The following is a 24328-nucleotide window of genomic DNA, read 5'->3' as shown; positions in this document are numbered from 1 at the left end:
ATGCTAGCCAGGCGTTTTCGCCCAGCCAAACCGATCCGCGCCGGCTTCCGGAGCGCTAGAATAGTGTGCTTGTGGTGCGCTTTTCCGATCGCGCCACCGCGCCATGCCGGATCTGTCGGTTTGTCGTTCGGCCGCCCATGCGTTCAGGCACATGACTGGCGGTGGGCGAGTGCGCACCATCAGCAGGATTCATGCCCCGAGTTCACGAGCCATCGATGCCGCCTTTGCCCGCAGAGCACCTGCGGGTCGGCGATTGCCTGGTCGACATCCCCTTGCGCGAGATCCGCGCACCGGGGGCGCGTCGTCCGCGCCGGATCACGCCCAAATCCATGGGCGTGCTGCTGGTGCTGGTCGAGCACGCCGATCGGGTGGTCAGCCGCGACGCGCTGCTGGCCGAGGTCTGGCCGGACACCCTGCCGACCGACGACGTGGTGACCCAGGCCATCACCCAGCTGCGCAAGGCCTTCGACGAAGACCGCGGCAATCCGCGCTACATCGAGACCATCGCCAAGAACGGCTACCGCCTGCTGGCGCGAGTGGAATGGCTGCAGCCCGAAGGCGCGCCCGCGCCCGCCGGCGACAGCGCGGCCGCTGCGCCGCCGGCCGCTGTCGACGCTGCGGCGGCGACTGCGACTGCGACGGCCTCCGGCTACGCCGCCCGCTCCGCGGCCGAGCGGCTGGAGCCCATCCCGCCGTTGCCGGGCAGTGCCCGGCCGCGCGGCAACTGGCGCTCGATACTCGGGGTGATCGCGGCGGTGATCGGCCTGGTGGCCGGCCTGGTCTGGTGGTCGCTGGCGCGCCAGCCGAACCTGCAAGCGGCGCTGCCGACCGCCGACCCGGCACGGGTCGCGGCCAATACCGCGCGCGCCTATCGCCTGATCACCTCGATGCCGGGCTTCGAACTGGCGCCGACGTTATCGCCCGACGCGGCGATGGTCGCTTATGTGGCCATTCCGGAAGGCCAGCGCGGCACGGCGATCCTGGTCCAGACCACCGACCAGACCCCGCCGCGACAGCTGACCCAGCCCAGCGGCCTGGCCGAGGACAGTGCCCCGGCGTGGTCGCCGGACGGGCGCTCGATCGCCTTCCTGCGGGTCGAGCCGGGCGTGTCGTGCCGGATCCTGATGATCGCCGCCAACGGCGGCGCCGAGCGCGAGCTCGGCGACTGCGACTCGCGCAGCCCGCCGACCTTCGATTGGACCCCCGACGGGCGCGGCCTGATCTTCGGCAGCATGTGGACGTCGCAGGGCACGGTCGGCATGCGCGTGCTCGACTTGGCCAGCGGCGAGTGGCGCGCGGTGCCCTACGACCCGGGCGTCGGCAATCTGGACCTGTGGCCGCGCTTCTCGCCGGACGGGCGCTGGCTGGTGTTCGTGCGCAACAACCCGCAGGGCGACTTCTGGCGCCTGCCGGCCGAGGGCGGCACCCCCGAGCGGCTGAGCAAGCTCGGCGCCGACGTGCGCGGCTGGGACTGGCTGCCGGACAGCCGCGGCCTGCTGTTCGGGCGCATGATCGACGGCGATACACGCATGTTCCGCCTCGATCTCGACGGCGGCCAGGCCCGCGACCTCGGCATCGAGTCGGCCCAGGCACCGGCGGTGGCGGCGGCGCGGCCGGCGGCGGCCTTCGTCCAGCGCAAACCTTACTTCGGCCTGTTCCGGGTCGTGCTGGGCGACACCTCCCAGGGTGCGGTGCACGTGGTCGACCCGCTGTTCCCCTCGTCGGCGCGCGACATCCTGCCGACGGTGGCCCCGGACGGGCGTCAGATCGTGTTCGCCTCCGACCGCTCCGGCAGCACCCATCTGTGGTGGGCCGACCTGGACCAGCCCGACTCGCTGCGCATGTTGCAGGGGGTGCTGCCCAACATCCGCTATGCGCCGTCGTGGTCGGACGACAGCCAGCACCTGACCGTGGTCGGCACCGACGCCGAAGGCCGCAACGCCTTGTACGAAATCGTTCCGACGAGCGGCAAGGTGACCCGTCTGCCGGCGCCGGTGGCCGAACCGCTGCAGGTGGTGCAGCTGCCGGACCCGAACCAGCTGCTGGTCTTGGTCGGCGGCAACGACGGCCGCATGCAGGCGCAATTGTTCGACCGCCGCCGCGCACCCTGGCGTCGGATCGCCACTTTGCCGGACGTGTCCCAGCTCCGGCTCGACCGGGCCCAGGCGCGGCTGCTGTTCACTCGCCAGACCGAGGCCGGCCTGTGGCAGGTCGATCTGCAGTTGTCTCCGACCAGCGTGCGACGCATCGATGCCAATGAGCCGGTCTCCGATCGCTATCGGCTGTGGGATGTCGCCGCCGGCACCGGCGAGCTGCGCTACCTCGATCAACAGCCGACCTGCCTGTCGCTGCTGCGCCGGGTCGCCGACCCGAGTGCGCCGCCATCGGTGCTGTGCCTGGACCAAAGCCGGCGTTCGGCGATCAACGGCTTCAGCCTGAGTCCGCGCGGCGACACGGTCTATCTGGCCCTGGCCAAGTGGGACGGCGCTGATATCGGTTACATGGATCTGCCCGAAGAGCCGAAGACCTTCGTTCCGGGCTGGCTCAACTGATTGATTTGGCAGTAAATTTGGCTTTCGGAAAAGCTTCGGTTGTGACCTCGTTCCGAATTCGCCTAACTCTCCGTCAAATTTCCGGCAGGGCGGTCCTTGCTCAGGCAAATAAAAACCTCATTCCCCGCAAATGAGGTGGACCAATGGAGCAAGCATTGTGGGCGGATCGCGGACAGCTGTTGCAGCTGGACGCGCAGGATCCCGCCGCCCAGGCCAGTTGCGTCGGCGTCTCGCGTCTCGGCAGCGCGCAGCTGGCCGGGGCTCATTTTTCGATCTGGGTCCAGCTGCGCGGCAGCTCCTGGGTCGAAGCCAAGGAAGGTAAGTTCCGCTTGAAGCGCGGCGACTGGATCGCGTTCGAGCGCGACTCCAAGCCGGTGCTGCAGGCCGACCGTTACGGCGTCTGCATCGGCCTGAACCTGACCGGCGAAGCGATCAAGGCCATGGCCCGCCTGGCCGACTGCACCCTGTACTCCGGCCGCGGCCGCATGAGCGTGCACGACGCCCGCATCGCCTTGCGCCTGTGGCGCCAGGCCCATGCCCGCAACGGCGAGGCCGACACCGGTTTCGACCTGAACGCCCTGCGCCCGATCCTGCTGCACCTGGCCGGCGTCCAGCGCGAGCTGACCGCGCGTATCCAGCGTTGCCCGGGTCGTTCGCGCAGCCGCAAGCGCCAAGTGTTCGGCCGTCTGCAGCGCGCCCGCCTGTACCTGGAAGGCAACTGCGACCGGGTGGTGCGGATCAGCGAACTGGCCGAGCTGACCAGCTTCTCCAGCTGGTACTTCTCCAAGACCTTCCACAGCCTGTACGAGGAGAGCCCGCAGGCCGCCTCGGCGCGGATGCGTCTGGAGCACGCGGCCGATCTGCTCGAGAACACCTCGATGATGATCGGCGAGGTCGCGGCCGCCAGCGGTTTCGACAACTGCTGCAGCTTCGCCCGTGCGTTCCGCGCCCGTTTCGGCACCTCGGCGACCCGCTACCGCAGCGCCGCGGCCACCGCCAAGCAGGAGGCGGCCAAGCCCCAGCCCGCGCCGGTCGTGGCGATGGTGCGCAAGCTCGCGGCCTGATCGCCGCCGCAACGTTTCAGCCGTTCGTTCAACGCCAGCACGCTTTACCGCAACGCCAGCAACACGACTCCCCCAAGTCGCAGACCGTCTGAAGCCGTCCCCGTGACGCCATAGCCCCGCCGAAGTTTCGACGCGCGATACGCGCGATCGAAACTTCGGCGCCGCGCAAGCCGGCCGCTCGGCCCGGCCGATCGCACTTCCCGAGCGCGCTCTCCGAACCCGAACTCGACCCGTTGCGCGCGCAAACGCGTTCGCGTGCGCAGCGCGTGCGCGTGGGCCTGCCTGCGCGATGGGGGCCGCTGCGCGCAGGCGCGCATATATATGCACGCGCGCGAATATCGCGGCGTCGCCAAACCGAGCATGAACGAAAGCGGCGCGCGGCGATCGCGGATGCGGCGGCATTTGCCGAATGCGGCCGATGCGCATCCGAAATCGTTCCAGGTGCCGGCCCGGCGCGATACGAAGGCGCGCCGCGAGCCGCGCGAAGCGACGCGCCGACCGAATGCGCACGCTTGCCGCATGCGTGCTGCGGCGATGTTCTACGTTCGCGCAGCGCGGCGTCCAAGCGCGCAATCGCCAAACACAATGCAACGTGAACGTCGCTGCGATTGCGAATGCAGGCGCGAAACCGCAATGCGATGACATCTTTGCGCTTGCTTTTTTCATGTGCGTTCGCGTGCGTCCGCGACGACTCACTCAGCAAATTCTCTCAACGTCAGCCGCAAAGCAGTCTCGGCGCACGGGCCGTACTTTTGCGAGGCGTTTTAACACGCCTATAACGAGATTACTGGAGAGAGATAGATGAACCATCGCAGTCTGCGCCTCGAGGCGCGGTCCGGCCTGCTGCCGACCGCCATCGCCGCGGCGTTAGTGTCGGCTCTGGTCCCGGCGGTTGCCGGCGCTCAGGAAGCCGATGCCTCCAAGAGCACCACCACCCTCGACCGCATCGAAGTCACCGGTTCGCGCATCCGCCAGGCCAACCTGGAAACCGCGCAGCCGGTGGTCACCATGTCGCGCGCCGACATCCAGAAGCAGGGCTTCACCAGCGTCGCCGACATCGTCCAGAACATCACCGCTTCGGGCTCGCCGGCGATCTCGCGTGCCGACGCGCTGTCCTCGGGCGAAGAAGTCGGTGGCCAGTACGTCGACCTGCGCAACCTCGGTCCGGAGCGCACCCTGGTCCTGATCGACGGCAAGCGCATGGGCATCAGCTCGGCCGGCTACTCCGACCTGGCCTCGATCCCGAGCTCGATCGTCGAGCGCATCGAAGTGCTGACCGACGGCGCCTCGGCGCTGTACGGCTCGGACGCCATCGCCGGCGTGATCAACATCATCACCCGCAAGCGTTTCGACGGCCTGGAAGCCAGCGCCTACCTCGGCCAGTACGGCCAGGGCGACGGCAACAAGGAGATCTACAACTTCGTCATCGGCCAGACCGGCGAGCGCGGTTCGATCACCCTCGGCGCCGAGTACAGCAAGGAAGACCCGGTCCTGGCCAAGGACCGCAGCTTCACCCGTTACCCGAACGGCAAGGGCCACCCGGTTCCGGACCTCGACGCCAACGGCGACTACCGCGACAACGGTTGGAGCAACATCTCGCGCAACGGCATCCTGGTCCGCGACAGCGGCGACCTGACCGCGCTGCCGGGCCGCACCACCACCGGTTCGCAGGCCGACTTCCGCGCCTACAACCCGCTCACCGACGCCACCAACACCAACGAGCAGATGTACCTGCAGACGGGTCTGGAGCGTCGCTCGGTGTTCGCCAACGCCGAGTTCGACATCACCGACAACCTGCGCGCCAAGGCCGACGTCCTGTACACGGACCGCGAAGCCACCCAGCAGATCGCCGGCTACCCGTTCCGTTCGTTCGGCTTCCGCCGCTATGACGGCGACCTGTCGCTGTCGGGCGACAGCGCGTTCAACCCGTTCAAGGGCGAGAACGTCGACTACATCCGCCGTACCTGGGAAATGCCGCGTCAGACCAAGTCCGAGCTGACCACCTACCGCTTCAGCGCGGGCCTGGAAGGTTCGTTCGAACTGGCCGGCAAGCCGTGGGACTGGGACGTGGGCTACATCTACAACCAGAACAAGGGCAGCAAGACCGGCACCGGCAACCTGTTCCTGCCGAACGTGGCTAAGGCCGTCGGCCCGTCGTTCATCGACGCCGCCGGCGTGGCCCACTGCGGCACCCCGGGCGCGGTGATCGCCAGCTGCGTGCCGTGGAACCCGCTGCTCGGCTACGGCCAGACCGGCCCGGGCTCGCTGACCAACAACCCGGAACTGCAGAAGTACCTGTTCCTGCCGACCCACGACCGTTCGGAAACCGAAACCCAGGTCTACAGCCTGAACCTGAGCGGCGTGCTGGCTTCGCTGCCGGCCGGCGACCTCGGCCTGGCCGTGGGTTACGAGCACCGCAAGGAAACCGCGCGTTACGAACCCGATGCGCTGCTGCAGTCGGGCCTGAGCTCGGACCTCGCCGGCGCGATGACCGAAGGCGGCTACAAGCTCGACGAGTTCTACGCCGAACTCAGCGTGCCGGTGCTGGCCGACGTCGCCTTCGCCAAGGAACTGTCGTTCAACATCGCCGGCCGTTACTCGGACTACGACACCTTCGGCGACACCACCAACGGCAAGTTCAGCCTGAAGTGGAAGCCGATCGACGACCTGCTGATCCGCGGCACCTACGCGACGGGCTTCCGCGCCCCGACCGTGGCCGACCTGTACGGCGGCACCAACGAGACCTTCGACAACTACACCGACCCGTGCGACACCTCGTTCGGCGCCGCTGTGCGTAACCCGCAGGTCGCCGCTCGCTGCGCGGCCGTGGTGCCGGCGAACTTCCGCCAGGCCGCTTCGGGCGGTCCGGCGACCGGTCCGAACGCGCAGTCGAATTCGGCTTTCGAGTCGGGCTCCAACCCGCTGCTGAAGCCGGAAACCTCGAAGTCGACCACCATCGGTTTCGTCTACAGCCCGAGCTTCGTCGGCGGTCTGGACATCAGCCTGGACTGGTGGAAGATCAAGATCGAAGACGTGATCGCGGCCGAGACCGTGACCTCGCTGCTCAACAACTGCTACGTGCTGGGCATCCAGTCGGCGTGCAGCCGCTTCGAGCGCAGCGGCGACGCCGACGATCTGGGCCAAGTGGTCGACGTGACCCGTACCCTGATCAACGGCGGCTACCAGGAAACGGCCGGTTACGACCTCGGCGTCGCCTACCGTCTGACCGATACCCGCTTCGGTAACTTCACGTTCAACTGGAAGACCAGCTACGTGGACTACCTGGAGTACAAGCGCGACAGCGAATCGACCACCCCGGTCGAGCAGAAGACCAGCTGGGCCATCGACGGCACGGCCAACTTCCGCGTCCGTTCGAACTTCAACACCGATTGGCAGTACGGCGATTTCGGTGCGACCTGGAACGTGCGTTACTACTCGGGTCTGAAGGAAGACTGCGCGTACGACACCGCCGGCGGTCCGGAGTGCGGCAACCCGAACTACGCTTCGGCTTACCGCGGTCAGCAGCCGGTGCGCGAAGTGGGCGCCAACACGTTCCACGACGTCCAGGTCCGTTACAACACCCCGTGGAACGCCACGGTGGCCCTGGGCGCCAACAACGTGTTCGACCACCAGGGTCAGACCATGTACAGCCAGCCGAACAGCAGCTTCGTCTACAACGGCAGCTTCGACATCGGTCGCTTCGTGTACATGAAGTACACCCAGCGCTTCTGATCTGAGCGTCAGCGTCGAAAACTACGGCCCCTTTTGGGGCCGTAGTTTTTTGGGATTTGGGATTTGGGATCGGCGAGGGCGGGCGGCACCGCTCTTGTAGGAGCGGCGTGAGCCGCGACCGAGGTCCGACGAACCGCCCATCCGCAACGAACTACAAGGGCCGCTCCGAAAGCGGCCTTTTTCACGCCATGCCGGACCGACGGACTGCGCAACGCGCTCCTCTTTCCCGTCCACGCGTTCCGGCTCATCCGCGTCGCGCCGCCACCCGGAATCGTCTATGGTGTGGACACACCCCAAGCGTCGGTAGAGCACCCAGGCTCAACCCGGAGACCGGACATGGCGCTCAAGCGGATGGACAACGTGGGGATCGTCGTCGAGGACCTGACGGGGGCGATCGACTTCTTTCGCGAACTGGGCCTGGAGCTGGAAGGGCGGGCCACGATCGAAGGCGAATGGGCCGGACGGGTCACCGGGCTGGTCGATCAGCGGGTCGAGATCGCCATGATGCGCACCCCGGACGGACACGGCCGGCTCGAGCTTTGCCGCTATCTCGCCCCGCCGGTCGTCGCGGATCACCGCACGGCTCCGGTCAATGCCCTGGGCTACCTGCGGGTCATGTTCGCCGTCGACGACATCGACGAGACGCTCGCACGGCTCCGCGCGCGCGGCGCGCAATTGGTCGGCGACGTGGTCCAGTACCAGGACACGTATCGGCTCTGCTACATCCGCGGCCCCGAGGGATTGCTGATCGGGCTGGCCGAAGAGCTGCGCTGAGCGCGAACCAGCAAAAAGGCCGCCCGGAGGCGGCCTTTCTGCATCGAATCGACCGGGCGCGACGGGTTCTTCGGCCGCCGTCGCGTCGCTCAGAACTTCGGCTTGTCTTCCTCGGCCGCGTAGCGCTCGATCGCCTCGACCAGGATCTTCTTGGCCTCTTCGGCATTGCCCCAACCGTCGAGCTTGACCCACTTGCCCTTCTCCAGGTCCTTGTAGTGCTCGAAGAAGTGGCCGATGCGCTCCAGCCAGTGCGGGCTGACCTTGTCGATGTCGTGGATGTGGCTGTAGCCGGCGAAGACCTTGTCGACCGGCACCGCCAGCAGCTTTTCGTCGCTGCCGGCTTCGTCGGACATCTTCAGCACGCCGACCGGACGGCAGCGGATCACCGAGCCGGGGATCAGCGGCAGCGGCAGGATCACCAGCACGTCCGCCGGGTCGCCGTCGCCGCAGACGGTGTGGGGGACGTAGCCGTAGTTGCAGGGATAACGCATCGGGGTCGAGAGGATGCGGTCGACGAAGATCGCGCCGGAGGCCTTGTCGACCTCGTACTTCACCGGCTCGGCGTCCTTCGGGATTTCGATGATGACGTTGATTTCGTGCGGCGGATTCTTGCCGGTGGAAACGTGATCCAGACCCATGATGCTCCGACTCCTGGCGGGCCCGCGGCGGGGGCGGCGGGCACGGCGATGAAAAGAAAGGGTGGGGCATTCTACGCGGCCGGGTGTTGCGATGCAGCAGGGGGCTCGGAGTCGGCAGGGCCGCCCGCCGCGACGCCCACTTCGCGCGGAAGTGTCGAACTACCGCGAAGCAGCCGCCTTCGGCGCCGAACGGCGCCCCGGCGAACCGGTCCGAGGGGCTCGCCGGCCTCGGTCCGGTCGGGCCGCCAATAAGCGCCAAGCGCCCGTCCAAGGTTCCGAAACGGCCGGCCCCGGGCTGCGCTTGAGCTCGGCCGGGGTCGTGGCTATACGGATATAGATCGATCTAAATCCGGGGGGCGGAATGGACTGGGGAGCGCAGGCGCTGCATGAGGTGATCGGCTTCTTCGGCCTGGGGGCGTTGCTGGAGCTGGTGGCCGCCGACGGCTACCGCGCCCTGCTCAGCGCCGAAGGCGCCAAGGCGCTGCTGTACCCGGTGATCCCGTTTCTGCTGGTCTACGAGCTGGCGCGGGCGCTGGTCCAGCGCAGGTTCAAGCTCGAAGACTACCGGGTCCCGTTCCTGACCCTGGTCGCCAACCGGCTGATCGGCGCGCTGCTGAGTTTCGGCATGGTCGCCGCGTGCATCGCGCTGTTCCAGCCGTACGCGCCGTTCCAGGCGGAGCCGAGCTGGTACGGCCTGATCTACGGCTATGTGGTGTGGGAGTTCGCCCACTTCGTCTACCACTACCTCGCGCACAAGGTGCGGCTGTTGTGGTGCCTGCACTCGACCCATCACGCCCCGACCGCGATGAACCTGTCGGTCAACTACGCCCACCTGTTCCTGGAGGCGCCGTACGCCGACATCGTGCGCACCACGATCTGCATCCTGGCCGGGGTCAGCCCGCCGCTGCTGTTGCTGATCATGTTCATCGACGGATTCTGGGGGCAGTTCATCCACCTGGGCGAACACGCGTTGCGCGATGGGCGGCTGGGCCGGCTGCACCGCTGGGTCCTCACCCCGGCGCACCATCGCGTGCACCATGCGCGCAATCCGCTGTACATGGATACCAACTTCTGCAACCTGCTCAATATCTGGGATCGCGCATTCGGCACCTACCAGCCGCAGCGCGAGGACATAAGCATCGAGTACGGCATCACCCGGCCGATGTGGCCCGGCAGTTTTCTCGACGCCTACCTCGGCGAGTTCGTCGCGTTGGCGCGCGACGTGATCGCCGCGCCCGGCCTGGGCAACAAGCTGCGCTATCTGTTGATGCCGCCAGGATGGAGTCACGACGGCCGCTACAAGACGGCATTGGAAAGCAAGCGCGATTGGCTGGCGCAACGGCAGGAGGCGGCATGAGGCGCGCATCCGCAGCATGGATTGTGGCCTGCGCTGCGCTCACGGCCGTACCCTGCGCACCGGCGGCGCCTAACCTGGCCTTGGGCCGGCCGGCCACCGGATCGCCGGTCTGCAAGCCCGGCGAGGAGCCCGGCAAGGCCGTCGACGGCCGGCTCAGCAGCAAGACCGAACACAAGTTCTGCACCTTGCAACGGCCAGGCCGGTTGCAGGTGGACCTGCAATCGCGGCGGCCGGTGCGCGAGTTCGTGCTCAAGCACGCCGCGGCCGGCGGCGAACCGGCGGCGATGAACACCCGCGCCTACGCGCTTTCGCTGTCCGACGACGGCGAGCGCTGGCGCGAGGTCGTGCAGGTGCGCGACAACCGGCAAGGGGTGCGCACCCATGTCATCGCGCCGACCTGGGCGCGCTACGTGCGCCTGGACGTCCATCAGCCGGCGCAGGACCCGGCGGACCCGGCCACGCGCATCTACGAGCTGGAGGTGCGCTGAGCAGGGCGCAACGGATCGCGACATCGCAGCGAAGGCGGCCTCCCGCGTTGCGTGCGTTTCTCCTCGGCATCGACGACGACGGCGGCCGCAGCCGCCGTCGTCGTCCGGGTTCGGGTGCGCTTTACTCGACCGTCACTTCGACCCGCCGGGCCTCTCTGGCGTCGCCGCTGCCGGTGGTGACCGCCGGCTTGTCGAGCGCGATGCGTCCGGCGACGATGCCCTGGCTTTCCAACCAGGCCTGCACGGCTTGCGCGCGCTGCTTGGCCAGTTCGGCATTGGTCGCGGCGCTGCCGCTGGTGTCGTGGAAGCCGGAGATGCGCGCCTTGCGCTCGGGCTCGGCCTTGAGCGCGGCGACCACGCCGGCCAGTTCGGCGGCGGCATCGGCCGGCGGTGTCGCCGAGCCCACGTCGAAGTACAGCTTGGCGTTGCGCGAGTCGGCGCCGGCGCTCGCGTCCGCGCTCGCCGCCGGCTCGCCGGACGCGGGCGCCGCCGTGTCGGCGGCGGCATCGCCCGGCGTCGGCGCCGGTTCGCCGGTGGCCGCGGCCACGGCCGAACTGGTGCCGTGGGTCGCCGTGGCGGCATCGCCGGCCGTGCCGGCGACCGGCAACAGCGGCACCAGCAACAGGGCGACGATGTTGATGATCTTGATCAGCGGATTGATCGCCGGGCCGGCGGTGTCCTTGTACGGATCGCCGACGGTATCGCCGGTGACCGCGGCCTTGTGCGCCTCCGAGCCCTTGCCGCCGTGATGGCCGTCCTCGATGTACTTCTTGGCGTTGTCCCAGGCGCCGCCGCCGGTGGTCATGGAAATGGCCACGAACAGGCCGGTGACGATGGTGCCGATCAGCAGGCCGCCCAGCGCCTTGGGCCCGAGCAGCAGGCCGACGATCACCGGCACCGCGACCGGCAGCAACGAGGGCAGGATCATTTCCTTGATCGCCGACTTGGTCAGCATGTCGACCGCCTTGTCGTACTGCGGCTTGCCGGTGCCCTCCATGATCCCGGCGATCTCGCGGAACTGGCGCCGCACTTCCTCGACCACCGCGCCGGCGGCGCGGCCGACCGCTTCCATCGCCATCGCGCCGAACAGGTAGGGAATCAGGCCGCCGATCAGCAGGCCGATGATGACCATGTGGTCGGACAGGTCGAACGCGAACGTGTGTCCGGGGTGCGCGGTGTGCAGGTTGTGGGTGTAGTCGGCGAACAGCACCAGCGCGGCCAGCGCCGCCGAGCCGATCGCATAGCCCTTGGTCACCGCCTTGGTGGTGTTGCCGACCGCGTCGAGCGGGTCGGTCACGTCGCGCACCTCCGACGGCAGTTCCGCCATTTCGGCGATGCCGCCGGCGTTGTCGGTGATCGGGCCGTAGGCGTCGAGGGCGACGATCATGCCGGCCATCGACAGCATCGAGGTCGCGGCGATGGCGATGCCGTACAGGCCGCCGAACGCGTAGGACGCGTAGATCGCCACGCACACTGCGATCACCGGCAAGGCAGTGGACTTCATCGATACGCCGAGGCCGGCGATGATGTTGGTGCCGTGGCCGGTGGTCGAAGCGGCGGCGACGTGCTTGACCGGGCCGTACTGGGTGCCGGTGTAGTACTCGGTGATCCAGACGATCGCGCCGGTCAGGATCAGGCCGATCAGGGCGCAGACATAGAGGTTGGTCGCGCCGTACTTGGCGTCGCGCATCAGTTCGGCGGTGATCGGATAGAACGCGATCGCCGCCAGCACCGCCGAGACGATCACGCCCTTGTACAGCGCGCCCATGATCGAGCCGCCGCGGCCGTTATTGGAGTCGCCCACCTTGACGAAGAACGTGCCGATGATCGAAGCGATGATCGACACGCCGCCCAGCACTAGCGGATACAGCACGCCGTGGCGGCCGATGTCGGCCGCCATCAGGCCGCCGAGCAGCATGGTCGCGATCACCGTGACCGCGTAGGTCTCGAACAGGTCGGCGGCCATGCCGGCGCAGTCGCCGACGTTGTCGCCGACGTTGTCGGCGATCACCGCCGGGTTGCGCGGATCGTCCTCGGGAATGCCGGCTTCGACCTTGCCGACCAGGTCGGCGCCGACGTCGGCGCCCTTGGTGAAGATGCCGCCGCCGAGGCGGGCGAAGATCGAGATCAGCGAGGAGCCGAACGCCAGGCCGACCAGCGCATGCAGCGCCTTTTCGCCGAGGATGCCGAAATGGCCGAGCGCGGCGTAGTAGCCGGCGACGCCGAGCAGGCCGAGGCCGACCACCAGCATGCCGGTGATCGCACCGCCGCGGAACGCCACGTCCATCGCCGGGCCCATGCCCTTGCGCGCGGCTTCGGCGGTGCGCACGTTGGCGCGCACCGATACGTTCATGCCGATGTAGCCCGCCGCGCCGGACAGCACCGCGCCGAGCAGGAAACCGATCGCGGTCGGCCAATTGAGGAACAGTCCGATCACCACGAACAAGACCGCGCCGGCCACGCCGATGGTGGTGTATTGGCGGTTGAGATAGGCGCGTGCGCCTTCCTGGATCGCGCCGGCGATCTCCTGCATGCGTTGGTTGCCGGCGGGTTGTGCGCTGATCCAGCGCGCGGAGACGATACCGTAGAGGATCGCGATGACGGCGCAGCCCAGCGCCAAGGTCAAACCGTACTGCTCCAGCATGAACCCCTCCCCGAACGTAGAAGTGGACATCACGGGACAACAGGTCGATCGGTTTTGCCGCGGGCTGCGCGTGGGGCGATTCCGCGGATCGCGTGTTGCGCTGCAGGTGCTGCATTGCAGCGACGCCGTGTTGCGGACACGGCGTCGTAGCGACTATGGCATAGGGGCCGGTAGGGCGAAACCTCGCCGCGCGCGGTGCGCCGCCGAGCGCACGCGAGCGGCTGCGACCCCAGTCACGGATCGGCTGCGCCGCCGTGCCGTTGCGCGGATGCCTGCGCGCGCTGCGCAGGCGAGCGCGCCGGTGTGCCGGACAAGCGCGGATCGATCCGCCGATGCGCGCGCGGACGATCGCGTGGCGGGACGTCTCGCGGCATGTGCGCGCGCAGCCCGCCCAGGCCCGGGCGCGGCGCTTGCCGATCGGAGCGCGCCCGGGCGGCCGGGACCGGTTCAGCCGCTGCGTGCCAGTCTGCCCCGGCCTGAACGAATGGCCTGAACAGAACGGAGCCGACGATGCGACGCGTGCTGATCGCTTCCCTGCTATGCACCGGCCTGGCCGGCGGCGCGCATGCCGCCGCCGACCCGGTCCCTGAAATCAAACGCGCGCCGATACCGGCGCAAGCGGCCGGGCGCGTGCACACCCTGCGCCAGATCCCCGAGGCCTGCGCGCGCATCGAGGGCCTGTTCACCGGCCAGGCGGCCGAGCCCTACAAGTTCGCGGTCGTGCGCACCAGCCCGACCTGCCAGCCGCGCGCGCGTTTCGTCGATGCGGCCAAGGCGCAGCCGTCGGAACAGGCGGGCTGGACGTTCAACGATCTGATCCGGGTGCCGAACGCGGCCTGCCCGCAGCAGCAGGCGGTGTTGCGGATCTGGCGCAAGCCGGCCGCGGCCGCGCCGCCGCGATTGGACGCGCAGGGCCGTTCGCGCCTGTACTTGCAGGACGAGAAGCAGAAGGCCGGCGCCGCCCAGCTCGCCGCGATTCCGATGTTCGCCGCCTCGATGAGCGTGGAAGGCAAGGCCTGCGGCGCCTGAACCCGTCCGAGCGCGCGGCCCGGCCGCGCGGCGTCCGGCGCAGAAACCGCGCGCTACCCTCGCGCAAGAATGCGCGCAAAAGAAAGGGGCCGCGAATGCGGCCCCTGTCTCGTTCGTCGCGGCGTCCGCTTACTTGGACGGCCGGCAGTCGCTGATCACCGCCGTGCGGGTATTGCTCTGGTACTCGGCGAAGGTGCCGGTCAGATCGATCTTGTCGCCTTCGCGCAGGCTCAGCGCATGGCCGCGCTGGTCCTTGGCCATGACGCACATGATGCGGGTGTAGAACAGCTTGGTCGACTCGCTCTGCACGTAGCCCGGCAGCAGCGACGGGGTCATGTCGTAGAACACTTCCATGCCGCGGCTGCTCGGCTCGGAACCGGCGAAGTAGCCGCTGATGCGGTAGGTCTTGCCCTTGAAGCGGGCGTCGATCAGGCCGGCGTTGTCCTTCACCGTCTGGCCGACCTGGTCGCCGAGCTTGATCGCCGAGATCGTGATCGGCTTGGCGCCCACGCTCTTGGTCGCCGGCGCCTTACCGGGCTTGAGCTGGTACAGCATCTTGCACATCGAGGTCTTGATCGAGTCCGCGTTGGCCAGCGAGCCGCGGCGGGTCTTGAGCAGCATCTTGGTCAAACCGCCCGGCGCAGCGGTGAAGTACACCTGCAGGCCGCGATGGGCCACGTTCGGCGAGACTTCCAGCAACATCGCGCCGGACTCGGCGTTCTCGTCGATGATGTTCATGCCGTCTTCGAGCGCGATGTTGTGCATCTGCGCGATCGCGCTGGGCACGCCCAGGCCGGGCACGGTCAGCGTGGTGGAATACTCGGTGCCCTTGAGCGGGTTGCCGGTTTTGGTGAAGTTGTCCTCGCACTGGCCGGCCAGGGCCGAGGTGGAGGGAAGCAACAGGGCGAACAGCGTCAGCAACTTGCCTTTCACGAAGGCCTCCTTGTAAGTCGAAACGGCATCCGTGCGTCCCGCCATCATTCGCATGAACGCGCGCGCCGGCAGATTGCCGCAATCGCCGGGTCGAATCAACGGTTTTTGAGATGGACGAATGTGCTTATGCGCCGAAGCTCCGACGCAGCGCACACCTTGTCATCGTTCGTTCGCACGCGATGTGTGCCTGAACGGACGCCGGACCGGCGTCCGCCGCGGCACGGTTCAGCAACCCGGCTCGTCCTCATAGCGCCGCTGCATTTCCTCCGGCGTCACCTGCTCGATGCTGTGGCCGATGTTCCAGCGATGGCCGAACGGGTCGATCACGGTGCCGGAGCGTTCGCCGTAGAAATGATCGCGCGGCGCCATCGCCAGCCGCGCGCCGGCGGCCACGGCGCGCGCGACCACATCGTCGGCGTCGTCGACATGCAGGTGCAGGCTGTGGCTGTGGCCGCGCGCAGGATCGGGCCGGCGCACGTCGATCTCGGGGAACTCCTCGCACAGCATCAAGGTGGCGCCGGCGAAATCCAGTTCGACGTGGCCCACGCGCCCGCCGGGCTCGACCAGGCGGAATTTCTCGGTGGCGCCGAACACGCCGCAGTAGAACTCGACCGCAGCGCGTGCGTCGGCGACGCACAGATAGGGGAACAGTTCGTGCACGGCCATGGCGGGCTCCGGAGGCGGGAAAGTCGGGGGATCGACGGTAGGCGCAGGTTAGGGCCGTGCGCGGCGGGCGGATTGGACGAAATTGACCGCGGCGTTTCCGGAGCGCCGGTTCAGCCGATCGGCAGATGATGCGGCGAGCGCACCCGGGCGGCGACATAGCGCCCCGGGCTGACTCCGGCGAACTCGCCGAATTCCCGGATCAGATGCGATTGGTCGGCATAGCCGGCATCCAGGGCCAGCCCGGCCCAGTCCGGATCGGGCAGCGCGCTCAGGCGTTCGAGCAGGCGGCGGAAGCGCTGCACCCGCGCGTAGCGTTTCGGCGACAGGCCGGTGGCGTCGCGGAAAGCGGCGATGAAATGGCGATGGCTGCGTCCGGCGCCGGCCGCCATCGCCGCCACCGCTGCCGGTTCGCGCTGCAGGGTGCGCGCGGCCAGGGCGATCTGCGGATCGAGGCCGCGCGCCCCGCGCAGGCGTCGGAGCAGGAAGCGTTCGAACAGCGCCTGGCGGCGCTGCGGATCGGGGCAGGCGGCGAGTTGTTGGTACAGGGACTCGGCCCGGCTGCCCCACAGCTCGCGCAGATCGACGTGCTGGCCGGCCAGCTCGGCCGCCGACACGCCGAACAAGGCCAGCGCCGCGCCGGGCCGCAGTACGGCGCCGACCGAAGCCGCGGGCCGGGACAGGTCCTTGATGCAATAGCCGCTGCGCACGCCGGCCACGATCGCTGGGCCGAAGTCGCGGCCGCGCATGTCGCCGGCGTCGGCGTACAGGCGCAGGGGCGGACCGTCCAGGCGCACCGCCAGATGCATCGCGCCGCTGGGCAGGCCGTGTTCGCGCGCGCCCGGCTCCGGCCGGTGCGGACGCGCGCACGACCACACCTGCGCCACCCAGGGCCGCAAGGGCGCGGGCACCGGCGCGGTCGGTGCCGGCGGTTTCACAGGCTCGGCCCCGGCGGCAGCTGCGCCTGCCGGCAATGGGCGCTGGAGCCGCCGGTCTGGTAATCGCGCACCCGGCCGTCGCGGACCAGGAAATGCACCGAGCAGCGCGCGGACGACGCGCCGCCGTCGGCGGCGATCACGTAGTCCAGCCAACGCGCGTCGGCCTCGTCGCGATAGGCCTTGGGCTCGCCCCAGGTGCCGACCAGCAACTGCACCGGCGCCTCGATCCATTGCTCCAGGGCCGGCGCCGGCGTCTGCGCGCGCCGCTCGGCCTGGCGCGCGGCCTGCGCGGCCTGCTCGCTCGCGTCGCGCTCCTGCGCCTGCAGATTGCTGCGCAGTTGTTCCATGCTGCTGGACAGCTGGCTGATGGCTTGGTCGATCTTCTGTTCCTGGGCCTGCACCGCGGCCTCGCTGCGGTCGCCGGTGTAGGGCGGGCGGCGGCCGTCGGGCCATTGCTCGGCCCAAGTCCGGTCGACCGCATCGAGCAGGCCGATCGGCTGCGACAGGACCTGCATGCCGTGCGCGGCGTCGCGCGCGGCGGGCTCGCAGGCGAAACGCTGCGCCTGCTGCAGCCAGCCGGCGGAGGCGGGCGCCCAGTCCCGGGCCGGCAGGGGCCGGCGGGTGTCGTTGCGCAGGTGGGCCTCGCCGGCGATCACCCGCACCCGGCCGGCCGCGCAGTCGATCTGAAGCTCGTGGATCAGCTTGTCCGGGGCGTCGCGGTGCTCGCGCACCTCGATCAGTTGCAGCGCGCGCGGCGCCGCGGCACGCGCGGCCTCGACCGCGTCGGGGCCGCGCTCGAACAGCAGCTGGGTCTGCTCTTCCAGCGTCAGCGCCGGCTCGACCGAGCCGGCGTCGGCGTAGATCAGGCTGCGCTTGGGCTTGGCGCCTTCGCGGTGGATCACGTAGCCCTCGCCGGCGAGGGCCGGGGCGGCGATCAGCGCCAGCGCGAGGGCGGCAGTCCAGGGCAAGCGCGGGCAGAACGTTCCGGATTCCATTCGAACGGTTCCTGAGGGGCGACGGAGGGGCTGGGGGCGCTCAGTCCTGGTAAGGCGGCAGCTTGGGCTTCACCGCGACATTCTTCAGCGTCACGTACTTGGGCAGGCCGTCGCGGCCGTACGGCGGCGGCGCCTCGCCGCGGATCAGCGGCTCCAGGTAGCGGCGGGCGGCGGCGGTGATGCCGTAGCCGTCCTTGCGGACGAAACCGGCCGGCATCTTCTTCTCGTGGTTGGCGACCTTGTCCAATGCGACCGGCTCGATCTTCCAGCGGTACGGCGCCTGCGAGGTGCGCACGATCGCCGGCATCACCGCATTGCGGCCCTTCAGCGCCAGCTCGACCGCGGCCTTGCCGACCGCGCGGGCCTGATCGACATCGGTCTTGGAGGCCAGGTGGCGGGCCGAGCGCTGCAGGTAGTCGGGCAGGGTCCAGTGGACCTTGTAGCCCAACGCGTCCTTGACCCGCCCGGCCAGGTGCGAGGCGACCCCGCCCAACTGGGTGTGGCCGAAGGAGTCCTTGCCGCCGCCGGCGTCGGCGACGAAGCGTCCGTCGGCGGTCTGGATGCCCTCGCTGGCGACCACCACGCAGTAGCCGACCCGCTCGACCGTGGCCTTCACCTTGGCGAAGAAGTCGGCCTCGTCGAACGGCCGCTCGGGGAACAGGATCAGGTGCGGGGCGGCGTCCGGGCCGTCCCCGGCCAGGCCGGCGGCGGCGGCCAGCCAGCCGGCATGGCGGCCCATGGCCTCGTAGACGAACACCTTGGTCGAGGTCTCGGCCATCGCCGCCACGTCCAGCGCGGCCTCGCGCACCGAGACCGCGGTGTACTTGGCGGCCGAGCCGAAGCCCGGGCAGCAGTCGGTCACCGCCAGGTCGTTGTCGACCGTCTTGGGCACCCCCACGCAGGTCAGCGGATAGCCGAATTCGGCGGCCAGGCGCGAGACCTTGAGCGCGGTGTCGGCCGAATCGTTGCCGCCGTTGTAGAGGAACCAGCGCACGTCGTGGGCCTGCAGCACCGCCAGCAGGCGCTCGTAGCGGGCCCGGTCGGCCTCCAGCGACTTGAGCTTGAGCCGGCAGGAGCCGAAGGCGCCGCCGGGGGTATGGCCGAGGGCGCGGATCGCCGCCGCCGACTCCTTGGAGGTGTCGATCAGTTCCTCGCGCAGGGCGCCGAGGATGCCGTTGCGGGCGGCCAGGACCTTCACCTTGCGGGCCCGGGCGGTCTCGATGACCGCCGCGGCGGTGGCGTTGATGACGGCGGTCACGCCGCCGGACTGTGCGTACAGCAGGGTTCCTTGGGGCATGGGGATTCCAGAGATTTGCGCCGGAGTGCGGTAAGCTGGCCGCAATCTTTCGCCCGGCGGGTGGTCGGCAGCTTCCGAGTGTAGCGCCGCCCCGCGAGCAGGCCAGCCTGGGGCTGGCCCGGGCCTGGTCCGGCGCGCCGCGCCGGGCGCGGTTTCATGTGTCTTAGGAGCGATGTTGATGCGATTGGTACTTCTGGGCGCGCCGGGTTCCGGCAAGGGCACTCAGGCTGCGCGGCTCAAGGAGCATCTGCAGGTGCCGCATATTTCCACCGGCGACCTGCTGCGCGCCGAAGTCGCGGCCGGCACCAAGCTCGGCCTGGAGGCCAAGGCGGTGATGGACGCCGGCAACCTGGTCAGCGACGAGATCCTGCTCGGCATGCTCGAGGACCGTTTCTCGCGTCCCGATACCGCCGGCGGCTTCATCCTCGACGGCTACCCGCGCAACCTGGCCCAGGCCGATGCGCTGGACGTGCTGCTGAAGAAGATCGGCCAGCCGATGGACTTCGCGGTCCAGCTCGAGGTGCCGACCGAACTGCTGGTCGACCGCATCGCCGGCCGCGCCGCCGCCCAGGGCCGCCCCGACGACAGCCCGGACGCCGTGCGCACCCGCCTGAAGGTCTACGACGACGTGACCGCGCCGGTGATCGAGTACTACCGCCAGCACGGCCGGCTGACCGTGGTCGACGGCGTGGGTTCGCTCGACGACGTGTTCACCCGCATCATCGAAGCGCTGGAACCGGCGCCGACGGTGGGCTGAGCCGCTTCGCTCCCTCTCCCGTCGGCGGGAGAGGGCTGGGGCGTGGGCCGCGAGCGGCCGCCCGCTCCGTTCGTTCGAATCCAGATCCCGGTATTGAAGGCCCAGGCGCGTCGGTAGGATGGTTTCGTCGTCGGCCGTTTGCGCGTGCCCTCACCCATCCCGCTCCCGCCAGCGGGAGCGGGGAGTCGGTGCCAGCGGGAGTCGCTTGGTCGAGCATTCGCAAACTCTTTTGGAAACTCGGATCTTGAAGCTCCATATCTTGGGCATCGCCGGTACGTTCATGGGCGGCGTCGCCGCGCTCGCGCGCGAACTCGGCCACGACGTGGAAGGCAGCGACCAGGCGGTGTATCCGCCGATGTCGACCCAGCTCGAGCAGCTCGGCATCGTCCTGAGCCAGGGCTACCGCCCCGAAAACATCTCGCCGGATTGCGACGAAGTCGTGGTCGGCAACGCGCTTTCGCGCGGCAATGCCGCGGTCGAACAGGTGCTCGACGACGGCCGCCGCTACACCTCCGGCGCGCAGTGGCTGTCCGAGCGGGTCCTGCCGGGCCGCGACACGCTCGCGGTCGCCGGCACCCACGGCAAGACCACTACCACCACCATCCTGACCTGGCTGCTGGAAGCCGCCGGTCGCCGGCCGGGCTTCCTGATCGGCGGCGTGGCCGAGGACTTCGGCGTGTCGGCAAGGGTCGGGTCGGGGCGCGAGTTCGTGGTCGAGGCCGACGAGTACGACACCGCGTTCTTCGACAAGCGCAGCAAGTTCGTCCACTACCGGCCGCTGGTGGCGATCCTCAACAACCTGGAATACGACCACGCCGACATCTTTCCCGATGTCGCCGCGATCCAGCGCCAGTTCCACCATTTGGTGCGCACCGTGCCGCGCCGCGGCCGCCTGATCGTCAACGGCGAGGACGCGCGCCTGGCCGAAGTGCTGGCGATGGGCTGCTGGACCCCGGTCGAACGTTTCGGCCTCGACGCCGGCGACGGCGCGGCGTTCGATTGGAGCGCGCGCCTGATCCACCAGGACGGCAGCGCGTTCGCCGTGCTGCACCAGGGACGCGAGATCGGCGAAGTGCATTGGCCGCTGCTCGGCCGCCACAACGTCATGAACGCCCTGGCCGCCCTGGCCGCCGCCCACGCGGTCGGCGTCGAAGTCGCCACGGTGCTGCCGGCGCTGGCCCGCTTCCGCAGCGTCAAGCGGCGCCTGGAAGTGATCGGCGAGGCCGGCGGCGTCACCGTCTACGACGACTTCGCCCACCATCCGACCGCGATCGCGACCACCCTGTCCGGGCTGCGCGCCCGGGTCGGTACGGCGCGGATCGTGGTGGCGATGGAGCCGCGCAGCAATTCCATGCGCCTGGGCGCGCACGCCGAGGCGCTGGCGCCGTCGCTGGACGGCGCCGATGCGGTGGTGTTCCTGCATCGCCCCGAGTTGGCCTGGGACGCCGGCAAGGTCGTCGCCGGCCTGCGCGGCGAAGGCGTCGCGGTGGCCGACGCCGATGCCTTGATCGCCGCGCTGCGCGAACGCGTGCGTAGCGGCGACCACGTGGTGTTCATGTCCAACGGCGGGTTCGACGGCGCGCCGCGCCGCTTCTTCGCCGCCCTGCGCGACGCCCGTACGGGCTGAGCCCTGCGCCGGCCGCGCCGCGGCCGGCGCTCTGCGGACCGCGTCGTCCTGCGAACGCGTCCGTCGTCTCTCGACGCCGAGCGGGCCGCGAGTACACTGCGGCCATGTCCGCCGACCGCGAACCGCTGGGACTGTTTCCGCTGCATACGGTGCTGGTGCCCGGCGCGTCGATCGGCCTGCGCGTGTTCGAGCGCCGCTATCTCGACCTGATCCGCGATTGCGGCCGCGAGGGACGCGGCTTCGGCGTGTGCCTGATCATGGAAGGCCAGGAGACCGGCGCGCCCGCTACCGCGGCGGCATTCGGCACCGAGGCGTTGATCGAGGATTTCGGCACCGGCGACGACGGCCTGTTGTTGCTGCGTGTGCGCGGCGCCCGCCGTTTCCATGCCGGTCGGGTGCGGGTGCGCGACAACGGTCTGCAAGTCGCCGAAGTCGAATGGTGCGCGCCGGACCCTGACGACGAACTGCGTCCGGAGCATTCGTTGCTGGCGACTTTGCTCGAAGGGCTGTTGGAGAAGGCCGGCGGCGAGCACCATCTGGCGCCGCATGCGCGCCGCGACGAAGCGGCCTGGGTCGGCTGGCGCCTGGCCGAACTGCTGCCGCTGGCGCCGGCGCAGCGGCAATGGCTGCTGCAGCTCGACGACCCGCACCGGCGCCTGGACCACCTGCTGACGCTGTTGCACTGAGCCGCCGCGCTCGGCGCGGCAGCCGGATCAAGGCGCGGGCGCGACGGTTTGCGGCAACCGGTACTGCGAACGCAGGCGCAGCACCGGCGCGCCGTTCTTCGGATGCGCTTGTTCGAGCAGGACGAAGCCGGTCAGCGCCTTGCGCACTTCGGCATGGGCGCGGCCGCCGTCGGATTGCGGCAGCCACAGCGTCGCGGCATCGAAGGGCTTGGTCAGGCGCAAAGTCTGCGCCGTGCCGACCCACAGCGGCGTGCCGTCGGAGAGCACCGCCGGCGCCGGCCACAGGCGCAGCGCGTATTGCAGGTCCGGGCTGGGGCCGTCGCGGAGCATCAGCAGGGCCTCGGCCTGGGCATCGAGGGTGGCCGGCAGCACCGCTTGTTCGCGCGCCGGCGTGTCGTCGTCGAGCAAGGCGATGGTCGACAGCCAGTTGGCCTGTTCCTGCACCCGCCAGCCGGCGGCTTCCAGGCTGGCGCGCAGCGGCGGCAGCGGGCCGGCGACCTGCACGTCCAGCGGCCAGCGCCCGCGCGCATCGCGCTCGTTGCGCTGCGCCGGCAGGCTGGCCCAATCGCTGCGCCACCAGGCCTGCGCATCGAGCACCGCGGTGGGTTGGGCGGCGGCGAACTTGGCCAGCAAGGCATCGGCCGAACGCGGCGCATGCCACAGCGCGGCGGCCGCGAACACGGTGTAGAACAGCACCGCCAGCGGCCGCATCCAGAACGAGCGGGCGACGTGGCGGCGGTAGGCGATGCCCAGCACCAGCAGCCAGACGATGCCGAACAAGGTGCCGCCGACCAGGTCGCTGGGCCAGTGCGCGCCCAGGTACAGGCGCGAGAAGCCGACCAGGGTGGTGACCACGCCGGCCAACAAATACGGCCAGACCCGCTGCCGGCCCGGCAGCTCGCGCGCGATCAGCACGGCGAAGAAGCCGAACACGATCGTGGTCATGGTCACCGCGACCGAAGGGAAGCCGAAGCCGGCCGGCGCGGTCGGCGGACGCGGCATGTCGATCGCCGCCTCCAGCAAGGAAGTCAGCGCCAGGCCGAACACGATCGCGCCGACCCAATGCGCCGCCGCCATCCAGCGCCGGCGCCAGGCCAGATAGACCAGCACCGCCAACGCCGCCGGCGCCAGCACGGCCGGATCGCCGAGGCTGGCCAGGCCGGCCATCAGCCGGTCGGCGAGCGGATTGCGCAGGGTCCACATGAACTCGTGCACGCTGTGGTCGATCGCCAGCGGCCCGCCGCTGGCCAGCAGCGTGGCCAGCAGGGTGAACCAGATCCAGCTGATCCCGAGCAGGCAGACCGCCAGCATCACCAGCGAGGCCGACTCCGGCCGGTTGGGATCGATCAGCGCCGCGGCGTAGCGGCCCAGGCGCGGATGCGCGCGGGTCCAGCGCAGCGCGCGCGCGAGCAGGTTGTCGGCGTGGTTGGCGAACCAGCGCCAGGTGTAGAGCACGCCGGCCCAGACCAAGGCCAGGGCGGCCAGCAAGCCGCCCAACACCACCGCCAGCCGGTCGGCGACCGCGGCGACCGCGTCGTAGGATGCGCCCAGGATCCAGCCCGGCGCCAGGAACAGCCCCGACCAGGCGGCGCAGGCGAGCAGGCTGGGGATCGCATAGCGCCGCATCGGCATGCGCAGCATGCCGGCGATGGCCGGCACGAACGGCCGCACCGCGCCGACGAAGCGCGCGATCACGATGCTCTTGCTGCCGTGGCGGCGGAACAGATTCTCGCCGCGGTCCAGCCATTGCGGATAACGCGAGAACGGCCAGCGTTCGCGCAAGGTCGGCCCCCAGCGATAGCCGACCCAGTAACTCAACCCGTCGCCGGCGAAGGCGCCCAGGGTCGAACAGACCAAGGCATAGGGGCCGTTGATGTGGCCCAGGCCGACCAGCGCGCCGACCGCGAACAGCAGCGGCAACGCGGGTACGACGATGCCGACGATGACCAGCGCATCGCAGAACGCGATCAGAAAGATCACGATGCCGGCGGCGATGGGATTGGCCGCGATCCATGCGGTCGCGCTTTCGAGCCAGGCAGGTTCCATCGGCCGATTATAGGCAGGGCCTGCTGTGGCGAGGATGACCGGACGGCGGGGATTGGGGATTCGGGATTGAGGATCGGCTAGAGCCAGGGCTCGGCTTTGGCCTTGGCT

19 protein-coding genes and 1 pseudogene are annotated in these 24328 nt (G+C 69.5%); 11 read left to right on the top strand and 9 right to left on the bottom strand.

The genetic code is table 11. From position 1 onward, the window contains the following. The first annotated feature begins 215 nt into the window (after window positions 1-215). The 5 genes from V2J18_RS18525 (at window position 216) to V2J18_RS18505 (ending at window position 8122) form a co-directional block, all read left to right on the top strand. A complete protein-coding gene (locus tag V2J18_RS18525; RefSeq protein ID WP_336132548.1) occupies window positions 216-2552 on the top strand; it encodes a winged helix-turn-helix domain-containing protein in 2337 nt (778 codons plus the stop codon). A 143-nt stretch (window positions 2553-2695) separates the two neighbouring features. Then, on the top strand, window positions 2696-3616 hold the full coding sequence (locus V2J18_RS18520) for a helix-turn-helix domain-containing protein (protein WP_064748455.1): 921 nt from the start codon (window positions 2696-2698) through the stop codon (window positions 3614-3616). A 321-nt stretch (window positions 3617-3937) separates the two neighbouring features. After that, the gene (locus tag V2J18_RS18515; protein WP_141233501.1) at window positions 3938-4258 is read left to right on the top strand and encodes a hypothetical protein; all 321 of its coding nucleotides are present in this window, start codon (window positions 3938-3940) and stop codon (window positions 4256-4258) included. A 159-nt stretch (window positions 4259-4417) separates the two neighbouring features. Beyond that, a complete protein-coding gene (locus V2J18_RS18510; RefSeq protein ID WP_064748456.1) occupies window positions 4418-7348 on the top strand; it encodes a TonB-dependent receptor plug domain-containing protein in 2931 nt (976 codons plus the stop codon). A gap of 336 nt (window positions 7349-7684) precedes the next feature. Further along, on the top strand, window positions 7685-8122 hold the full coding sequence (locus V2J18_RS18505; protein ID WP_064748457.1) for a VOC family protein: 438 nt from the start codon (window positions 7685-7687) through the stop codon (window positions 8120-8122). Between the two features lie 89 nt (window positions 8123-8211). Here V2J18_RS18505 and ppa read toward each other — a convergent pair whose 3' ends face one another. Beyond that, complete coding sequence (gene ppa / locus V2J18_RS18500) at window positions 8212-8760, bottom strand: inorganic diphosphatase (RefSeq protein ID WP_064748458.1); 549 nt, start codon at window positions 8758-8760, stop codon at window positions 8212-8214. A gap of 361 nt (window positions 8761-9121) precedes the next feature. Here ppa and V2J18_RS18495 point away from each other — a divergent pair, with 361 nt between their 5' ends. Together V2J18_RS18495 and V2J18_RS18490 are read left to right on the top strand one after the other, a co-directional pair. Next, the gene (locus tag V2J18_RS18495; protein WP_336132547.1) at window positions 9122-10117 is read left to right on the top strand and encodes a sterol desaturase family protein; all 996 of its coding nucleotides are present in this window, start codon (window positions 9122-9124) and stop codon (window positions 10115-10117) included. Then, a complete protein-coding gene (locus tag V2J18_RS18490; protein ID WP_336132546.1) occupies window positions 10114-10605 on the top strand; it encodes a discoidin domain-containing protein in 492 nt (163 codons plus the stop codon). The genes V2J18_RS18495 and V2J18_RS18490 overlap by 4 nt, the downstream gene beginning before the upstream one ends. Before the next feature lie 121 nt (window positions 10606-10726). Here the strand turns inward: V2J18_RS18490 and V2J18_RS18485 are convergent, their stop codons facing one another. Together V2J18_RS18485 and V2J18_RS18480 are read right to left on the bottom strand one after the other, a co-directional pair. Beyond that, a complete protein-coding gene (locus V2J18_RS18485; protein ID WP_425606121.1) occupies window positions 10727-10963 on the bottom strand; it encodes an OmpA family protein in 237 nt (78 codons plus the stop codon). Window positions 10964-11209: 246 nt separating this feature from the next. Continuing rightward, window positions 11210-13249 (bottom strand): annotated as a pseudogene (locus V2J18_RS18480) (sodium-translocating pyrophosphatase); the annotation flags it as partial. Window positions 13250-13759: 510 nt separating this feature from the next. On the opposite strand from V2J18_RS18480, the gene V2J18_RS18475 reads away from it, so the two are divergent. Continuing rightward, complete coding sequence (locus tag V2J18_RS18475) at window positions 13760-14278, top strand: hypothetical protein (protein ID WP_064748462.1); 519 nt, start codon at window positions 13760-13762, stop codon at window positions 14276-14278. Window positions 14279-14407: 129 nt separating this feature from the next. Here V2J18_RS18475 and V2J18_RS18470 read toward each other — a convergent pair whose 3' ends face one another. The 5 genes from V2J18_RS18470 to V2J18_RS18450 all read right to left on the bottom strand — a co-directional run bounded on the left by V2J18_RS18470 (window position 14408) and on the right by V2J18_RS18450 (window position 19104). Then, window positions 14408-15211, bottom strand: a complete 804-nt coding sequence (locus tag V2J18_RS18470; RefSeq protein WP_141233502.1) for a hypothetical protein — start codon at window positions 15209-15211, stop codon at window positions 14408-14410. Between the two features lie 225 nt (window positions 15212-15436). After that, entirely contained in the window at window positions 15437-15877 is a 441-nt protein-coding gene (locus tag V2J18_RS18465) for a VOC family protein (protein ID WP_064748464.1), read from the bottom strand. Window positions 15878-15987: 110 nt separating this feature from the next. Further along, the gene (locus tag V2J18_RS18460; RefSeq protein ID WP_141233503.1) at window positions 15988-16785 is read right to left on the bottom strand and encodes a helix-turn-helix domain-containing protein; all 798 of its coding nucleotides are present in this window, start codon (window positions 16783-16785) and stop codon (window positions 15988-15990) included. A gap of 23 nt (window positions 16786-16808) precedes the next feature. Then, entirely contained in the window at window positions 16809-17807 is a 999-nt protein-coding gene (locus V2J18_RS18455) for a hypothetical protein (protein WP_141233504.1), read from the bottom strand. 40 nt (window positions 17808-17847) lie between these two features. Further along, entirely contained in the window at window positions 17848-19104 is a 1257-nt protein-coding gene (locus V2J18_RS18450; RefSeq protein WP_064748467.1) for a 6-phosphofructokinase, read from the bottom strand. 178 nt (window positions 19105-19282) lie between these two features. Here V2J18_RS18450 and V2J18_RS18445 point away from each other — a divergent pair, with 178 nt between their 5' ends. The 3 genes from V2J18_RS18445 to V2J18_RS18435 all read left to right on the top strand — a co-directional run bounded on the left by V2J18_RS18445 (window position 19283) and on the right by V2J18_RS18435 (window position 22174). After that, a complete protein-coding gene (locus tag V2J18_RS18445; RefSeq protein WP_064748477.1) occupies window positions 19283-19861 on the top strand; it encodes an adenylate kinase in 579 nt (192 codons plus the stop codon). Window positions 19862-20102: 241 nt separating this feature from the next. Continuing rightward, window positions 20103-21488 carry a UDP-N-acetylmuramate:L-alanyl-gamma-D-glutamyl-meso-diaminopimelate ligase gene (gene mpl, locus V2J18_RS18440; protein ID WP_336133137.1) on the top strand — a complete coding sequence of 462 codons (1386 nt, stop codon included), beginning with the start codon at window positions 20103-20105 and terminating at the stop codon, window positions 21486-21488. A gap of 104 nt (window positions 21489-21592) precedes the next feature. Then, window positions 21593-22174, top strand: coding sequence for an LON peptidase substrate-binding domain-containing protein (locus V2J18_RS18435; RefSeq protein WP_336132545.1), 582 nt, complete (start codon window positions 21593-21595; stop codon window positions 22172-22174). Window positions 22175-22201: 27 nt separating this feature from the next. Here the strand turns inward: V2J18_RS18435 and V2J18_RS18430 are convergent, their stop codons facing one another. Beyond that, a complete protein-coding gene (locus V2J18_RS18430; RefSeq protein WP_064748469.1) occupies window positions 22202-24220 on the bottom strand; it encodes a bifunctional DedA family/phosphatase PAP2 family protein in 2019 nt (672 codons plus the stop codon). Window positions 24221-24328 lie beyond the last annotated feature (108 nt).

Source organism: Lysobacter firmicutimachus (assembly GCF_037027445.1).
Taxonomy (GTDB): domain Bacteria; phylum Pseudomonadota; class Gammaproteobacteria; order Xanthomonadales; family Xanthomonadaceae; genus Lysobacter; species Lysobacter firmicutimachus.
This window is presented reverse-complemented; position numbering and strand designations above follow the sequence as displayed.

Bases quoted from the DNA above. Each gene is read 5' to 3' on its own strand.
- V2J18_RS18525 (WP_336132548.1), top strand. From the start codon at position 216: ATGCCGCCTTTGCCCGCAGAGCACCTGCGGGTCGGCGATTGCCTGGTC.
- V2J18_RS18520 (WP_064748455.1), top strand. From the start codon at position 2,696: ATGGAGCAAGCATTGTGGGCGGATCGCGGACAGCTGTTGCAGCTGGAC.
- V2J18_RS18515 (WP_141233501.1), top strand. From the start codon at position 3,938: ATGCACGCGCGCGAATATCGCGGCGTCGCCAAACCGAGCATGAACGAA.
- V2J18_RS18510 (WP_064748456.1), top strand. From the start codon at position 4,418: ATGAACCATCGCAGTCTGCGCCTCGAGGCGCGGTCCGGCCTGCTGCCG.
- V2J18_RS18505 (WP_064748457.1), top strand. From the start codon at position 7,685: ATGGCGCTCAAGCGGATGGACAACGTGGGGATCGTCGTCGAGGACCTG.
- ppa (WP_064748458.1), bottom strand. From the start codon at position 8,760: ATGGGTCTGGATCACGTTTCCACCGGCAAGAATCCGCCGCACGAAATC.
- V2J18_RS18495 (WP_336132547.1), top strand. From the start codon at position 9,122: ATGGACTGGGGAGCGCAGGCGCTGCATGAGGTGATCGGCTTCTTCGGC.
- V2J18_RS18490 (WP_336132546.1), top strand. From the start codon at position 10,114: ATGAGGCGCGCATCCGCAGCATGGATTGTGGCCTGCGCTGCGCTCACG.
- V2J18_RS18475 (WP_064748462.1), top strand. From the start codon at position 13,760: ATGCGACGCGTGCTGATCGCTTCCCTGCTATGCACCGGCCTGGCCGGC.
- V2J18_RS18465 (WP_064748464.1), bottom strand. From the start codon at position 15,877: ATGGCCGTGCACGAACTGTTCCCCTATCTGTGCGTCGCCGACGCACGC.
- V2J18_RS18455 (WP_141233504.1), bottom strand. From the start codon at position 17,807: ATGGAATCCGGAACGTTCTGCCCGCGCTTGCCCTGGACTGCCGCCCTC.
- V2J18_RS18450 (WP_064748467.1), bottom strand. From the start codon at position 19,104: ATGCCCCAAGGAACCCTGCTGTACGCACAGTCCGGCGGCGTGACCGCC.
- V2J18_RS18445 (WP_064748477.1), top strand. From the start codon at position 19,283: ATGCGATTGGTACTTCTGGGCGCGCCGGGTTCCGGCAAGGGCACTCAG.
- V2J18_RS18435 (WP_336132545.1), top strand. From the start codon at position 21,593: ATGTCCGCCGACCGCGAACCGCTGGGACTGTTTCCGCTGCATACGGTG.
- V2J18_RS18430 (WP_064748469.1), bottom strand. From the start codon at position 24,220: ATGGAACCTGCCTGGCTCGAAAGCGCGACCGCATGGATCGCGGCCAAT.